This is a genomic window from Dehalococcoidia bacterium (genome assembly GCA_021295915.1).
Classification (GTDB): domain Bacteria; phylum Chloroflexota; class Dehalococcoidia; order Lucifugimonadales; family UBA1123; genus VXRN01.
The window spans coordinates 24,890-40,199 of sequence record JAGWBK010000011.1 but is presented as its reverse complement, the minus strand read 5'-3'; the positions used below and the strand labels follow the sequence as shown (position 1 = coordinate 40,199).

Below are 15,310 nucleotides of genomic sequence, written 5' to 3'. Positions count from 1 at the left end.
GTGCAAGATGTCGGCGAGGGCAGAGGCTACGTATTCCTGACAGTCTCAGAGATGGACCCCGATGCCCAGCCTAAGGTTGAGCTGGTCGGTGAAGTCACAGACGTCGCAGGAAACAGGAAGGGGACTGGCTCAGACAACGAGGCCGATGACCGCGTTGCCCCGTCCCTCACCGTCTCCGTCATGGAAGGCGACCGCGCGGTAACGAAGGACAAGGTCACACTTTCGATCACGTCTGACGAGAACATCAGCGCACCGTCCGTCACCTACTTCATGGTCAATTCTGTAGACGACGATCAGACGCTCGGCGCCGAAAAGAGGGCCACGCCGGTCTTCAAGTCGGCGACAGAGTACGAAGTCACCATTGACGCAGCAGAAGACGGTCTCTACACCGTTCACGTAGCCGCACACGACAATGCTGGCGGCAACATGGGCTCCAAGGGTGACGGTAGCGCACCTGTGGACGTGGATAGCGACACCAGTGCAGTCCTCTTCGAGCGGGACACCAATATCTCCCCTCCCGACGTTGACCCCGACAAGGACGGTGTTCAGGACGAGTTCAGCATCGACGACCCGAACGCGTTCATCAGGATCGACTTCTCAGGAGAGGGTTCAGAGTACGACGCCAGCAAAGGCGGCGGCGACGACCTGGACACCCACGGCATGGTGACCATCGTATCTGCGTCGCTCGGCGGCGAGGATATCACCGACAGCCTGCAGTCAAACGATGACGGAAACGTCTTCCTGTTCCGCGCCACCGGCCTGGATCTCGGCGACCACGACCTTGAGGTCGTCGCCATGGACGAGGCAGGCAACAAGAATTCGTCGGCCTTCGAGGCAACGATCACCATCACCGAGCGCGATCCTTACACCCTGAAGCTCAACCCGGGCTGGAACCTCGTATCCATCCCAGGCGAGCCGATGGACTCTGACATCAACACGGTAATCCCGGCTGACCACCCGGCGACGACGGTTCTTACCTATGACCCGTCCGTCCCAGGCGGCTGGCTGACTGCACTGCGTGGTGCCGACGGCAGCTTCACCGGAACGCTGTCCAACATCACTGCAGGCCGCGCCTACTGGGTACAGACACCTTCCTTCGAAGGGGTGGATGTCGACATTCCCAAGCAGGCGGTTGGTGCACAGATACTGCCGACCATCGCTATCGCACAGGGCTGGAACCTGATTCCGATCCTCGACGTGGACGGCGACTTCGAACTCAGTGACGCTGAAGGCTACAACTACTTCAGCGGCCTGTCCGAAGGCTCGGTAACCGGCATCTACACCTTCAACACGATCACCAACTCCTGGTTGAGCGTTGCTGAGGCAGACGTAGAAATCGGCAAGGGCTACTGGATCTACGCAACTGACGCCGGAGTCATAGTCCCGTAGCCAGTCCCTCGTAAGTAGGACTTGCGAACAAGCAGGCCTCCCTCCTCGATTCGGGGAGGGAGGCCTTTTCGATTCAGAATGGAAGTTGGCATCATGAGAAAACTTGTCGCGGCGGTTGCGGTCGTTGCGCTGGCCATCGTCGCAGGGGTAATTTCGACCGGTAGCCTCAGTGCCCAGGGTCTTCCGTCCGGGCCATACATCTACTATGGGACTGCATCTGTCAACAGTCTTCCGGTCCCAGACGGCTTCTCAATATATGCAGAAGTAGGTACATATCGGAGTGAGCCTGTTGAAGTATCAAATGGCAGCTACGCCAGTCTCACCGTCAATCCTCTGGACAGCGTATTCAACAACGAGACAGTTAGGTTCTTCCTCGATGGAGTTCCGTCCATTGAGACTGATACCTATCGGCCCAGTGGTATTCCGGTAATCAAACCTGACTTCCATCTTAACTTTGCCAAGCTTCCAGACCCCACGCCGACACCGTCGCCTATTCCTACAGACACGCCGACGCCGACACCCATTCCTCCCACTCCTGTTTCCACACCGACCCCCACCGTGGCTGAGCCTATGACCTTTGCCGCAGGGCTGGTGATCGTGACCGGTGGAGTTTTGCCGCCGGAGGCGGTCCTCACCGCGCGCATTGGTGACTCTTACGAGTCAGCGCCGTCGGCCATCCTGACCACGGACGGTCAGTACGGGGGTCTGATTGTCGATCCCAAGGACAACAGCTTCATCGGACAGGATGTGGGTTTCTACATCAATGGTCAGCCTGCTCGGACTACTATTCCGTTTGAGAGCGGCGGGTTGCGCAGGCAGTTCGACATCGTCTTCACGGCTGACTTCTCAACACCGACTCCGTCACCCACGCCGGACCTTGCTCCGACGCCGACTGAGACGCCTACGACATCGATTACCACTGTCGGCGACACGACAACCATTCGAGGCGCGGGTGACGCGCAGACGGCCGACTTCAATTTGGGTGAGGGCGTAGCGGTATTCGACATCCGGCACGACGGCACTGGTGAGTTCTCCATCGACTTGTTGAACTCGCGCGGCCGCTCCGAACAGCTGCTTGTAGATTCCTCCGGAAGATACTCAGGTGTAGTTGGGGCAGGAGTAAACGAGGACTCTGTGAGCGGACCTGCTCCTGGGTCTCACTCTATTAGTGTCGCGGCTTCCGGCGTGTGGGAGATCGCGATAAGCCAGCCTGTCTGGACTTCCGGAGATCGCGCCCCGATCTCTCTACGAGGCTCGGGCGATGACGTTGCAGGCCCAATAGAGCTCCAGGCAGGTCGCGTCGACTTCACGCTGGTCCACGATGGCACAAGCAACTTCGTGGTCGATCTCGTAGAGTCGGACGGCACCCTGGTAGATACCCTGGCCAACGAAACCGGATCATTTAGAGGGACCAAGCGTCTGGGTGTCAGGGCAGGTGCAGCGCAGGGAGCTGAGCCTGGAATACACGGCCTGTTCGTAACCGCGGACGGCCGCTGGTCGATCTCCATGCAGGCTGAGGCGGTAGCAACTCCAACTCCGCAGCCCACTCTGACTGCGACACCAGTTCCGCCGACGCCGGTGCCAACTGCGGCTCCGCCAACCGCAACCGCGGCTCCGCAGGCCCAGGCACCGACACCGCCTGCGCCACCGCCTCCAGGTCAGCAGGAGCCGACAGATGAGGCAGAAGATTCCGGCGGCGGATGCGGATCGGTTGGCCCGGTATCGCTCGGAACTGCAGCTGCCAACATGCTTCTGCTGATTGCACCGCTCGGTCTCATCGCCGGCATACGGACAGTTAGAAGAAGGCGCTAGACCAGTAGTCTGGATGCCTAATAGAAAGGGACCGCTCCATGTGGAGCGGTCCCTCTGCTTTTAACTCTACCTCGGGCGACCGTTATGGCGCCCAGCCAGGTTGCTATCTCCTACGCCTGGATGCCGGCAGCTGTAGAAGAACGACCCTTGTCTCCCTGGGGAGATTGTTCTGGGTTACGCTCAGGCGGAGCTGGGGGTCCGGACGCTCGACGTTCATCTGTCGAAGCAGCGCGTCAAGGGGCGGCTCTTCGTCCTCACCACTCCCCTGCCCTGCCTCGTCCTCGCCGACCGGTATCACAATCCTGGGACCCAGCACGTTGACCAGCCTGGAAATCTCCGTGGGATCAACGTCTCCCTGCTTCCCGACAGACGCGATGAGTACGTCTACGGCACCCAGGGAGTCGAGCTGCCTTGCCCCCAACTTGACGGCCAGGGAGCCAAGGTAGCAGATCGATACGCCGTCAGACCTGATCACGTAAACCGTGTTTATCCTGCGGCCGTCCTCGTCGTCACTGAGCGCAGTGCCTATGCCGCTGATGTTGTATCCCAGCACCTCATACATCCCCGGGCCGTCGATGAGGTTAGGCCGGCCACCGACCGCCTCGTAGGCCGAGTGCTGCGGATCACCGTTCGATACGGCTACTATGTGGACTTCCGATGGGACTACGATGTCCGGGAACGGATCGGTGAGCAACACTACGTCGCTGCTTACCAGTCTCATCGAAGACCATCCAAGCCAGGTTATCTCCATTCAGTCATTCTCCGTCCCCTGTGGTGTCGGCAGTTTCTGCCTGTAGTATACTGGTAGAATACCGTCAGCTTACAGGAGACCCTGATCGGCGCGGCCCTACAGGATAGCACTCATCGACTGAAGCGCAAATGATTACAGAACGTCAAAAGTACATTCTGAGACATATAGTGAGCGACTACGTTCACGACGCGGTACCGATCTCTTCGGAGAGCCTGGCTCGGAATCATCACCTGGGAGTGAGTTCGGCAACTGTGCGCAACGAGGTCGCCGCTCTCGAAGAGCAGGGCTACATTTCACGGCCTCACACGTCGGCGGGAAGCGTCCCGGAGGACAGGGCCTATCGCCTTTACGTCGAGTCGTTTGTCTCCCACAGGGCGGACCGCATGCCATCACAGGCGCGAGAGACTATCAGCAATAGGTTCGCAGACGTCCGAGACGATGTCGATCGCTGGAGCAACGTGGCCGCGACTCTGATTTCGCAGCTACTGGGCAACCTAGGCATCGCCACTTTCCCCAAGACTTCTGAGTCCCGGGTCATGCACCTTGAGTTGGTCCCCATTCAGGATGTGCTGGCGATGCTGATCGTGGTGTTGGAACAGGCGAAGCTCAGGAAGCATATTCTGCGTTTCGACTCGCCCCTGGACAGGTCGAATCTCGAATCGATGTCGACGCGTCTTCGCAGCCACATGATTGGCCTGACTCACGCAGAGATCGCTGAGCAGGCGATGTCTCTAACGACACCTGAGCGCCTGGCGGTTGATGCGACTATCGACATGCTCCAGGAAGAAGACTCCACAGGTCATGACGACCACCATGTGAGCGGACTGCGCAACCTGTTGGACCAGCCTGAGTTCGTGGACTATGAGAAGGTGCGTCCAATCGTCCACGGTATCGAGGACGGCTCACTCGTTGAAGCTGCTCTCGAAGAAGCTCCCATGGGGCAGGTGGTCCGAGTCGTAATCGGCAGGGAGCACGAGGGAGATGTCCTGCGCCCATTCAGCGTGGTGATCTGCCGCTATGGCGTACCCGGCCGCGCGCTTGGGACACTTGGCCTGATGGGCCCCACCCGCATGGAGTATGACCGGGCCATCTCAGGGATCCAGTTCATTTCGACGATTATGGACAGCATGGCGGAGTCCGTGTACGGAAAGGGACAGAACGCGTAAGCTGTCGGCCACAACTAGCGAGCATGACTAACAATGTTTGAAGCTCTCACTGGAAAGCTGAACGACGTATTCGGTCGCCTCGGATCGAAGGGTCGCCTCACCGAGAGAGATATTGACTCCGCTCTTCGGGAAGTCCGTATGGCCCTTCTTGAGGCTGACGTCAACTTTCGGGTCGCGCGCCAGCTTGTGTCAAAGATCAAGGAGCGTGTGTCCCAGGAGGACCTGCTGACCAGCCTGACGCCCGGACAGCAGGTGGTCAAGATCACCAATGATGAACTTACGGCCATACTCACCGGAGGAAACCACAGGCTCGAAACAGGTTCGTCCCAGCCCTCTGTGATCTTGATGGCGGGCCTGAACGGCGCTGGCAAGACGACACTGTCCGCCAAGCTCGCACTTCACCTGAAGCAGAGTGGCCAGTCCGCGGTTCTAGTTGCCGCCGACCTCCGCAGACCCGCCGCCATCGACCAGCTGGAGACGCTGGGCCGACAGACAGATGTAGAGGTCTACTCGGAGCGAGGATCGTCCGACACCATTGCCGTTGCTCAGGCTGGTATCAGACGTGCCCAGGAAGTCGGGGCCACGTGGGTCATCATAGACACATCCGGGCGCTTCCAGGTGGATGACGAACTGATGGACGAGCTCGAATCAGTCCACAAGGCCATCCAGCCAACGGAGACGCTGCTTACTCTCGACGCCATGACCGGACAGGAGGCCGTCGACGTCGCAGAGAAATTCCACGAGCGAATAAGCCTGACAGGGCTCGCCCTTACCAAGATGGATGGCGACGCGCGAGGGGGAGGCGCCCTCTCGATCACGACTGTCACGGGAGTTCCCATCAAGTTCATGGGCACCGGCGAGCGCATGGACGCGCTCGAGCAGTTCCACCCTGACAGGCTCGCATCGAGAATCCTCGGAATGGGCGACATGCTCACGCTCATTGAAAAAGCCGAGCAGGGTATCGACGAGCAGCAGGCCCTCGAACTGGACCGCAAGCTGCGACAGGCCCGATTCGATCTGAATGACTTCCTCGAACAGCTACAGCAGCTCAAGAGAATGGGACCACTCAGCCAGGTGCTCGAGATGATCCCGGGATTCTCCTCCATGAAGGGCAAGCTCCCCGATGATCAGCTGGATAGCGATGGTCTTAAGAAGGTAGAAGCCATCATCTACTCCATGACTCCGGACGAGCGTCGCAGACCTGACATTATTGGCGGCAGCAGACGCAGACGCATAGCCAGAGGCAGTGGGACAACACCGCGAGACGTCAATCAGCTCCTGAACCAGTTCAAGCAGATGCAGCGCATGATGAAGCAGATGTCCACGGGCAGAGGACGCCAGGATATGATGCGCATGTTCGGAGGCTAATCAGGGCGACGTAGTTGTCGCGGTGGTAGAAGTCGCCGCTTCATCTTGACCGACGGCGTCGGCCCCGACCGTGTCCTCAAGAGTCGCAGTAACGACAGCATCGACTGAGTCAGGGTTGTTTCCCACGGCCAGCCAGACTGTATCCTCTTTGGACCTGACGTCTACTACGACGGCATCTTCAACAGCGATTCGATTGGCTACCTCACCGTACATGGACTCCTGCACAGTCCACTCTTCGGCTCCGGTTAGCGACTGGAAGTACTCCATTACAGCAGATGAGAATTCCGCTGCGTCTTCCACGGAGTCCCAGACACTGACCGAAGCAATCACTTCGTCTCCAGACGGGTCTTCCATCAGCAGGAAGGTATCGCCTCCCCACCCGGCAGCGGCAGTTGCAGCCACATCAGGAGCAAGCGCTCCCTCAAGAAGTGCCGCAGCGAACAGCTCTCCCATCACGTCGCGGTCAACCTCCGACCATCCATCGCCAAGGACGGCAACAAGGTCGGGTATTGTGACCTCTATTGGTGAGTCCAGTCCAAGACGCTCCGGGTGAAGTATCTGTTCGGTCGACTCTGGCAGGGCGTCGTAGGCTGCATCAATAGCTGTAAAGTCACCATATTGCTGGAACAGGTAGATGGCGAAATTCGCCCCCTCAAAGTACGGGAATGCAACCGTTCGCTGAATAAACGGAGGTGCCGCCCTGTATGCAGACAGGTCAGCCGATTGCGCTTCCTGCATGTGGCTTTCGCGTTGAGCGTCATTGAAAACGCGGAGCCTGTAGATGAGCTCGACGAGTGACGCATCTCCCTCAATGAGGGCTGTGATCGCTCGCACCCTGTCGGAGTTGCCTTCGTAAGGTTCTCTGATGTCCCTGATGTTGAAGTGCTGCTGCTGAAGGGCGTGTGTTACTTCATGAGAGACCGTGAGTTCATTCGAGAGAGTAAACTCGTCTGCGTCGGCAACAACGAACAGCACGTTCTCTTCTGTGTCGAACAGGCCGACTACTATGTTGGAATACACGTCCAGCAGCACGTCTTCAAGAGATGAACCGGGCTCGATAATACCGAGCAACGAGTAGAGCCGGTCGGCTACCTCGATATCATCAGCGTTCTCTGCGAGGTTGTCCTCCAACTTCTGCCTGAGTTCGTCAGTAGATACCAGCCGTCTCTCGAACGACCCCCGATTCGTGAGGCCCCTAATCGCTGCAGACTGCAGGCTGACCGCGTCCAGCTTACGGTCCAGGTCTGGCGGGAACGCTGCAGCTGGAGTCGGGATTTCGACCACGACCTCCACTGTCGGCAGAATCACAGGTGCGGGAGCAAACGTGGGAGTCGGTGCTGGGGTGCTTGTCGGTCTTGGAGTAGGAGTGGGCTCCGGTGTCGCAGTTGGAGCCGGAGTGTGCGTGGGCTGCGGAGTAGGTGTCGGTTGCGGGGTGGACGTTGGCAGTGGCACAGCGGTGGGAATAGGGGCCGGCTCATCGCCACAAGCTGTAGCCAATATAACTAGCGCAAAAATAGCGACTACTACTCTCAAGGAGGCCTCCATGCGTGGTGATTCCACCCTTAGCTGCCGGTTCGTAACTCGACAGAGAGTATCATAGCGAAGGATTCACGGTGTCAAGAAACGCAGGTTATCGTCGCCCACGACGCGTGTTACCCGGTGCCCGCAGTTCAAGCGCATGCCCCGACTCGAGGGCTTCGAGTCTGAAGCTTGAGCGACTCATATCTGCGCTCGCCTGACCTCCTGGAATGGGACCCTAGCAGCACGATTAGGGTCCGTTTTTTCGTGAATCATGACATCGTTTCTCCTTGACATATCACCTAACCCTGCCTACTATGAGACCATTCCCATACCGTCTATCGGAGTGGGAAAAACAAGGGAAGGTGAAGCGAATGGAAAGCATTTTTGCCCTGCTCGCCGTCCTTTTAGGCCTATCGGTAGGGGCTGGAGCCGGCTTTTATGGCCGTCGGCTGGTTTCAGCGAGACGAATCAACAGCGCTCAAGTTGAAGCTAACCAGATAGTAGAAGCTGCGCAGAGCGAGGCCCATACCCTGGTGTTAGAAGCCAAGGAAGAAGCCCTGAAACTCCGCGCTGAATGGGAGACCGAACAGCGAGAAAACAGGTCTGAGCTCAAACGGTCTGAGCGCAGGCTGAGAAAGAGAGATGAAAACCTCGACAAGCGGGCCAAGAATCTTGAGAGGCGCGAGAGCAAGATAGCGCAGCAGGAGGGCCAAGCCCAGAAGAAATGGGACGAGATCGAGGAGAGCAAACAGCAAGCACTCGCTAAACTTGAGGAGATCTCCGAACTGAGCCTTCCGCAGGCAAAGGACCTGCTGATGCATGAGGCAGAGGAAGAGATACAGCACGAGATAGCCCGGCGTTACAGAGACATCGAGGTGCAGGCCCAGGAGGATGCACGCGAGGTCTCGTCCAGAATACTCGCCACGAGCATACAGCGAATGGCCGCCGATGTTGTCTCCGAGATGACAGTTACATCAGTTCCCCTTCCGAATGACGACATGAAAGGTCGTCTGATAGGCCGTGAAGGACGGAATATTAGAGCAATCGAAAAGAATACAGGCGTCGACCTGATTATCGATGACACGCCAGAGGCAGTGACCCTGTCGTGCTTCGATCCCGTCAGGCGAGAGGTCGCCAGGATCGCCGTGACCAAGCTCATTCAGGACGGCAGGATTCACCCTGCCCGCATTGAGGAGATGGTCAGCCGCTCTGAGAAAGAGGTCGAAAAGTCGATCTGGTCGGCCGGAGAAGAAGCGATATTCGACGCAGGGGTCCGTGGAATAAACCCCGAGATCATCAGGCTGTTGGGACGGTTGAAGTTCCGCTACAGCTACGGTGAGAACGTGCTCCAGCACTCGCTGGAGGTCTGCCATATTGCGGGAATGATCGCCTCTGAAGTTGGCGCAAACATCAAGGTTGCCAAGGCCGGAGGTCTCCTACATGACCTCGGCAAGGCACTTACCCACGAGGTCGAAGGACCGCACGCTGAGATCGGCGCCGAGATAGCGAACAAGTACAACGTCTCCGGTAGGGTATGCGCGTGCATCGCCGAACACCACGACGATGTAATGAGTTCACCTGAGGCGTTCATCGTTGCCGCGGCAGATGCCATCAGCGCTGCCCGTCCGGGCGCCCGCAAGGACACAGTAGAAAACTACATCAAGCGTCTACAGGCCCTGGAGGAAGTAGCAAGCGACTTCGAAGGAGTGGAACGCTGCTTCGCCATACAGGCAGGACGCGAAGTTCGTGTAATGGTCAAGCCGGACTCGATTGACGACATAATGGCTTCAAAGTTGGCCAGGGACATCGTCAAGAAGGTCGAAGACAACCTTGTCTATCCAGGACAGATCAAGGTGACGGTGATTCGGGAAAGCAGAAGCGTCGAGTACGCGAGGTAGCATCAGAACGCGCTTCGCAGCACACCACCTGATATCCTGTACAAACTGCAAGAAACGCAGCGGTCGGGTCATTCCGGCCGCTGCGTCTGTTTGAACGGGACATCGGACCAGCTTCCGACCTCCTCGGAGACTAAACATGACGATTGAAGTCGACCTGCATCTCCATACCAGCGCATCTGATGGCACACTTACCCCTACCGAACTGGTGGAGTTGTGCGCCGGACGAGGCCTGAAGACCATAGCAATCAGCGATCACGACTCAACTGAAGGGCTCACCGAAGCCTTTGCCGCCGCAGATGCATTCACCGACCTGCGAATCATTCCCGCAATCGAATTGAGCACCGACGTGCCTGGTTCGGAAATTCACGTCCTGGGATATTTCATCAACACGTCCGACAAAGAATTCCAGGAGACGCTTGCCCGATTCAGGGAGGGACGCTTCGACCGGGGAAGCGCAATGGTCAAACGCCTAAATTCGATGGGCTATGCGATCGAGTGGAGTCGCGTCCAGCAGATCGCAGGCGACGCCTCGATAGGCAGGCCGCACATTGCGAGTGCGATGGTCGAGGCCGGGTACTACGAGTATCCCAACCAGGTATTCGACGAGCTGATCGGGAGGGAAGGGCCAGCATACGTCGAGAGGATGAAGTTGACTCCCGAAGACGCGATCCTCATGCTGCGCCAGAATGGAGCGGTGCCAGTGATGGCTCACCCCACCTACTCTCAGATCAAGTCCAGCAGAGGCGAGGTGCAGGAACTCGACGACACTGTAAGACAGCTGAAGGAGCACGGACTCGTCGGGGTAGAGGTATTCTACGGGGACTATACTCCCGATCAGGTTGCGAACCTGGAGCGCATCGCAAACGAGCTCGACCTGATTCCCTGCGGCGGAAGCGACTACCATTGCTCCGGGAACCCGGGCGAACCAGAGCCAGGGACCGTGGGACCACCTATGGCAACTGTCGAGAGGCTCGAGGCCGCGCACAGAGACATAGTGCGATCGGTCCACAGGGTCTGACGAATAGAACATGGTCGAGGCCGCAATCCTCATAGCTGCAGCCTACCTATTCGGTTCAATCCCAACCGGATATCTGGTTTCGAGGTACGCGGCGGGCATCGACATCAGGGACTACGGTTCCGGCAACGTCGGAGCCTCAAACGTAATTGAACATGTGGGGAAGTGGCAGGGCATCCTCCAGGGAGCGTTCGATTGTTTAGCCAAGGGCTTGCTTCCGGTGATCGTAGGAAGGCTGGTAGGAGTCGACCTGTGGGTGCAGGGAGCTGCCGGCCTGGCCGCGGTCCTCGGGCACAACTGGTCAGCGTACCTAAAGCTGACCGGCGGAAGAGGAGTATCCGTCGCTGTCGGAGCCGCGCTCGGACTTGGCATGTTCTGGGAAATCCTTATCCTGGGAGTGGCCGTATTTACGGTAGGCAGGTTGCTAACCCACGACACTGGGTTCTGGACGTTCGTCGCGCTACTGGTGCTTCCCTTCGCCGGGCTCATGTTCAGGAGAGAACCAGAGGTAATTCTGACGATTGTCCTAATCTGCCTTATGATGTTCTTGAAGAGACTGACTGCAAATTGGGAGCGTCCTTCATCCGAATACCCTCTGCCAAAGGTCCTCTTGTACCGACTTGTGTGGGACCGTGACGTGCCGAAGAGGGTCGAGTGGACGGAACGCCGCCCAGACTGAGGTCGTTAAGTATGTCACAGACGACATTCTGCAAGCGTCACTCCGGCGTAGAGACGAGCATAGCCTGTGGCCGGTGCGGGGACGCGATCTGTCCACGGTGCATGGTCCACGCACCTGTCGGCGTTCGCTGCCTCGACTGCGGCCGATCCCGACCAACGCCGACGTTCGACGTGTCACCGATGTTCCTAGCGAGGGGGATCGGGGCCGGCCTGGTAGTGGGAATAGTCGGAGGAGTTATCGTCTCCGTCGTGGTGATGTTCTTTGTTTTCCCCTACCTGCTGGCGGCGCTCATAGTAGCCCTGGGGTACCTGGTTGGGGAGACGATCAGCCTTTCGACGAACCGAAAGCGGGGAATGCGTCTAAAGCTCGCCGCCGGATTGTCCATGTTCATCGGGTACTCGCTTATCACGTATCTCACAGGCGGAATGACGTTCAACATGGTGAACTTGCTAGCGGGTGGAATAGGTTTCTACTTATCGATTAATAAGTTTTAGACATATGTGTCAACTCGCCCACGTGTATAACGCCACACACAAATAAAGATGCTGAAAGCGAACCTCGTCCACACATTGAGCCTGCGTTTCGTGGAAAATATGAGTATCATGGCCCAAATGTAGGCTTGAGACACTTTTCACAAGGCCTTAGAATGGCTATATTGGAATTAGACAGTCACCAAAACCGAGGCGAAGGCAATGGACAGAATCGACGTGGCGATAGTTGAGATACTGAGCACCGACGGACGAGCGTCGAACGCTCAGATCGCCCGTCACGTAGGCGTCAGTGAAGGTACCGTGAGACGCCGTCTCAAGAGGATGGTGGACGAGGAAGTAGTGCAGATCAAGGTCATCTCAGATCCCAAGGGACTGGGACGGCTATCTCAATGCATGGTTGGCGTGACAGTCGAACCCTCCCAGGTGGACGCCGTGCTGGAAGAGATCTGTAGCAGGGAAGAGGTAACGTTCGCAGCTTGTACGACGGGGAGCTACGATCTGATGCTTTGTATAAGCGTCGACAGCCCCGACAAGCTTGGCGAGTTCCTCCTGACCGATCTTGGATCGATCACCGGCATACACCGGATCGAGAGCTACATGCTCCTGTCAGTGGGCAAAGACAGCCTCGGCCAGTTCACCAGCTAACACCCCTTCATCAGCCTAGTGACAACACACTGACCCGGGGGCTCGGCCAATCTCAAATTGCCGGACCTCTACTCTTGACGCCGATAGTTCGGGTTTCACTCATCCAGGTTTACACCCCACACTCAACCCGGCTATCATCATTTCCGTTCGCGGACACGGCGTCTGCAACCTGTCCCACATTCACCCCTCCGAGGTGTCGCCTTGCTCAAGTCGATAAGTTGCGGAAGTTTAAGGGCCGAGCACGCCGGCCAGTCAGCTACCCTGGCCGGATGGGTGCACCGCCGCCGGGACCACGGTTCGCTGATCTTCATCGACATCAGGGACCGCGACGGTCTGACGCAGGTCGTATTCAATCCTGAAATAGCTCCAGACGCCCACCGGATCGCAGAGAGCTTTCGTAACGAGTGGGTTGTGCAGGTCTCAGGCGAGGTCGCACCGCGACCGGAAGGCACCGAAAACCCCGGCATAGCGACTGGTGCGATAGAACTCGTCGCCTCTGATGCCTCCGTACTCAATGAGGCCCTTACACCACCCTTCTACATCAACGAAGAGTCTGATGTAGATGAGTTGTTGCGCATGCAATACAGGTACCTCGACCTCCGTCGACCGGGCATGAGGGACATGCTGGTGCTCAGGCACAAGGTGGTCAAATTCATTCGAGACTTCCTGGACCAGAGAGGCTTCCTCGAGGTTGAGACGCCCATACTCATCAAGAGCACACCGGAAGGCGCGCGCGACTATCTCGTCCCCAGCCGGCTGTATCCGGGCAGCTTCTACGCGCTTCCACAGTCACCCCAGCAGCTCAAGCAGCTGCTGATGGCGGCGGGAGTCGAGAAGTACTTCCAGATTGCCAGGTGTTTCAGGGATGAAGACCCGCGGGCCGACCGCCAGCCGGAGCACACGCAGCTCGATCTCGAAATGAGCTTCGTCGAGGAAGACGACGTCCTCGGGTTGATAGAAGAGCTCTACACCGCCCTGATCGACACGGTCATGCCTGAAAAGCGCCTGCTCAGGCCATTCCCAAGGCTGACATATGCAGAGTCGATGGCGTCTTACGGCACAGACAAACCAGACCTGCGCTTCGAAATGAAGATGGCTGACCTCTCCGACATCGCAGCGTCCACAGACTTCCGCGTCTTCACGTCTGCCGTGGAGAGCGGCGGCATAGTCAAGGGGTTTAGCGCGCCGGGTTGTGCTTCGTACTCAAGACGCCAGACGGACGAGCTGATCGACTTCGTCAAGGCGTGGGGTGCGAGAGGCCTTGTCACCATTGCACTTAACGGCGAGGGCTCTGTCGACGATCTGACCGTAGACCAGGTGAGGTCTGCTGCCGCCCGGTTCCTGTCGCTCGACCAGATCAAGGAGATTGCCAGGAATACCGGCGCGAACGTCGGCGATATGGTGCTGATAGTAGCTGGCCCTGAAAAGACCACCAACCAGGCGCTGAGCAGCCTTCGGCACGAGATGGGACGCCGACTGGAACTGACCGACCCAGACCTGATCGCATTCGCATTCGTTACCGACTTTCCGCTGTTCGAGTGGAACGAGAACGAAGAGAGATGGGACGCAATGCACCACGCGTTCTCCATGCCAAAGTATGGCACCGAGAAGTACATCGAGACAGATCCGAGTCGGGTGATCGGACGCCTGTATGATCTCGTCGCGAACGGACACGAGCTTGCCAGCGGGAGCATCAGGATTCACACGCGGGAGCTCCAGGAGAAGGTGTTCGAGGTTCTCGGGTACACGACTGACGATGTCGCAGAGCGCTTCGGCCAGCTTCTGACCGCGTTCGAGTACGGCGCGCCTCCACACGGAGGCATAGCGCCCGGAATAGACAGGCTGCTCATGGTGCTCCTCCAGACCGACAACATCAGGGACGTGATAGCTTTCCCGAAGACCCAAAATGGGATCGATCCGCTCTTTGGAGCACCGGGCGAAGTCGACCAGGGACAGCTCGATGAACTCAAGCTGAAGGTGCTGGTCGAGTAGGCTCTCAGCGCGGCGCGATGGTCACTAGCCGCGCGCGATGTATGTTATCATTGTGATAGTTTTCGCTAACCGACGAGGGGACGGATTTGCCTCCACTCAGCTCAGAGGACAGCACCCGGCTGCGACACGCGATCAATAATCAGCGTCGGCCCACGGTAACCGTTCTTTCATCGCTACTCGCTGTCCAGGACGAGCTCGGCTACATCCCGGATGAGGCCATCGAAGAGGTGGCCGTACTGAACGAGACGACCATCAACGAAGTCTGGGGAGTCGCTTCTTTCTACACCAACTTCAGGTTCACACCTCCCGGTGCGCACAATGTGGAGATCTGCTGGGGTCCCACCTGCCACCTCAAGGGGGCGTCCCACATTCTCAAGCGCGTTATGGATCAGCTGGGACTGGACGACGAGGGCGAGACTGAAGACGGCAACATCTCATTCAAGTTCAACACGTGCCTAGGTGCCTGCTCCGTCGCACCAGTCATGAGCGTGGACCACCACCTGATCGGACGAATAACTGCCGATTCAGCATCCACCCGAGTGCAGGAACTTCAAAACACCTAGCTAATCGCATCCGCCGCGAG

At 58.0% G+C, this 15,310-nt stretch carries 13 protein-coding genes; 11 read left to right on the top strand and 2 right to left on the bottom strand.

What is annotated here, in order from left to right; genetic code table 11:
- Both J4G14_05055 and J4G14_05050 read left to right on the top strand, forming a co-directional pair.
- A partial coding sequence (locus tag J4G14_05055; GenBank protein ID MCE2457164.1) for a hypothetical protein occupies positions 1-1,389 on the top strand: 1,389 nt, incomplete at its 5' end.
- A gap of 93 nt (positions 1,390-1,482) precedes the next feature.
- Entirely contained in the window at positions 1,483-3,201 is a 1,719-nt protein-coding gene (locus tag J4G14_05050) for a hypothetical protein (GenBank protein ID MCE2457163.1), read from the top strand.
- A gap of 103 nt (positions 3,202-3,304) precedes the next feature.
- Here J4G14_05050 and J4G14_05045 read toward each other — a convergent pair whose 3' ends face one another.
- Entirely contained in the window at positions 3,305-3,952 is a 648-nt protein-coding gene (locus tag J4G14_05045) for an MBL fold metallo-hydrolase (protein MCE2457162.1), read from the bottom strand.
- A 167-nt stretch (positions 3,953-4,119) separates the two neighbouring features.
- On the opposite strand from J4G14_05045, the gene hrcA reads away from it, so the two are divergent.
- Both hrcA and ffh read left to right on the top strand, forming a co-directional pair.
- Entirely contained in the window at positions 4,120-5,118 is a 999-nt protein-coding gene (gene hrcA / locus J4G14_05040) for a heat-inducible transcription repressor HrcA (protein MCE2457161.1), read from the top strand.
- Positions 5,119-5,151: 33 nt separating this feature from the next.
- Complete coding sequence (gene ffh, locus J4G14_05035) at positions 5,152-6,486, top strand: signal recognition particle protein (protein MCE2457160.1); 1,335 nt, start codon at positions 5,152-5,154, stop codon at positions 6,484-6,486.
- On the opposite strand, the gene J4G14_05030 is transcribed toward ffh, so the two are convergent.
- Positions 6,487-8,019, bottom strand: coding sequence for a hypothetical protein (locus J4G14_05030; protein ID MCE2457159.1), 1,533 nt, complete (start codon positions 8,017-8,019; stop codon positions 6,487-6,489). It lies immediately after the preceding gene.
- A gap of 359 nt (positions 8,020-8,378) precedes the next feature.
- Between J4G14_05030 and rny the strand changes: the two genes are divergently transcribed.
- The 7 genes from rny to J4G14_04995 all read left to right on the top strand — a co-directional run bounded on the left by rny (position 8,379) and on the right by J4G14_04995 (position 15,290).
- Positions 8,379-9,905: a ribonuclease Y gene (gene rny, locus J4G14_05025; protein ID MCE2457158.1), complete on the top strand. Its 1,527-nt coding sequence runs from the start codon at positions 8,379-8,381 to the stop codon at positions 9,903-9,905.
- A gap of 136 nt (positions 9,906-10,041) precedes the next feature.
- Positions 10,042-10,923: a PHP domain-containing protein gene (locus J4G14_05020; GenBank protein ID MCE2457157.1), complete on the top strand. Its 882-nt coding sequence runs from the start codon at positions 10,042-10,044 to the stop codon at positions 10,921-10,923.
- 10 nt (positions 10,924-10,933) lie between these two features.
- Positions 10,934-11,599, top strand: a complete 666-nt coding sequence (locus J4G14_05015) for a glycerol-3-phosphate acyltransferase (protein MCE2457156.1) — start codon at positions 10,934-10,936, stop codon at positions 11,597-11,599.
- A gap of 11 nt (positions 11,600-11,610) precedes the next feature.
- On the top strand, positions 11,611-12,093 hold the full coding sequence (locus tag J4G14_05010; GenBank protein ID MCE2457155.1) for a hypothetical protein: 483 nt from the start codon (positions 11,611-11,613) through the stop codon (positions 12,091-12,093).
- A 198-nt stretch (positions 12,094-12,291) separates the two neighbouring features.
- Positions 12,292-12,735 (top strand): Lrp/AsnC family transcriptional regulator, encoded by a 444-nt coding sequence (locus tag J4G14_05005; protein MCE2457154.1) that lies wholly within the window; start codon positions 12,292-12,294, stop codon positions 12,733-12,735.
- A gap of 201 nt (positions 12,736-12,936) precedes the next feature.
- A complete protein-coding gene (gene aspS, locus J4G14_05000; protein ID MCE2457153.1) occupies positions 12,937-14,727 on the top strand; it encodes an aspartate--tRNA ligase in 1,791 nt (596 codons plus the stop codon).
- An 86-nt stretch (positions 14,728-14,813) separates the two neighbouring features.
- Positions 14,814-15,290, top strand: coding sequence for an NAD(P)H-dependent oxidoreductase subunit E (locus tag J4G14_04995; protein ID MCE2457152.1), 477 nt, complete (start codon positions 14,814-14,816; stop codon positions 15,288-15,290).
- The last annotated feature ends 20 nt before the right edge of the window (positions 15,291-15,310 follow it).

Bases quoted from the DNA above. Each gene is read 5' to 3' on its own strand.
- J4G14_05010 (MCE2457155.1), top strand. From the start codon at position 11,611: ATGTCACAGACGACATTCTGCAAGCGTCACTCCGGCGTAGAGACGAGC.
- ffh (MCE2457160.1), top strand. From the start codon at position 5,152: ATGTTTGAAGCTCTCACTGGAAAGCTGAACGACGTATTCGGTCGCCTC.
- rny (MCE2457158.1), top strand. From the start codon at position 8,379: ATGGAAAGCATTTTTGCCCTGCTCGCCGTCCTTTTAGGCCTATCGGTA.
- J4G14_05045 (MCE2457162.1), bottom strand. From the start codon at position 3,952: ATGGAGATAACCTGGCTTGGATGGTCTTCGATGAGACTGGTAAGCAGC.
- J4G14_05050 (MCE2457163.1), top strand. From the start codon at position 1,483: ATGAGAAAACTTGTCGCGGCGGTTGCGGTCGTTGCGCTGGCCATCGTC.
- J4G14_05015 (MCE2457156.1), top strand. From the start codon at position 10,934: ATGGTCGAGGCCGCAATCCTCATAGCTGCAGCCTACCTATTCGGTTCA.
- J4G14_05005 (MCE2457154.1), top strand. From the start codon at position 12,292: ATGGACAGAATCGACGTGGCGATAGTTGAGATACTGAGCACCGACGGA.
- J4G14_05020 (MCE2457157.1), top strand. From the start codon at position 10,042: ATGACGATTGAAGTCGACCTGCATCTCCATACCAGCGCATCTGATGGC.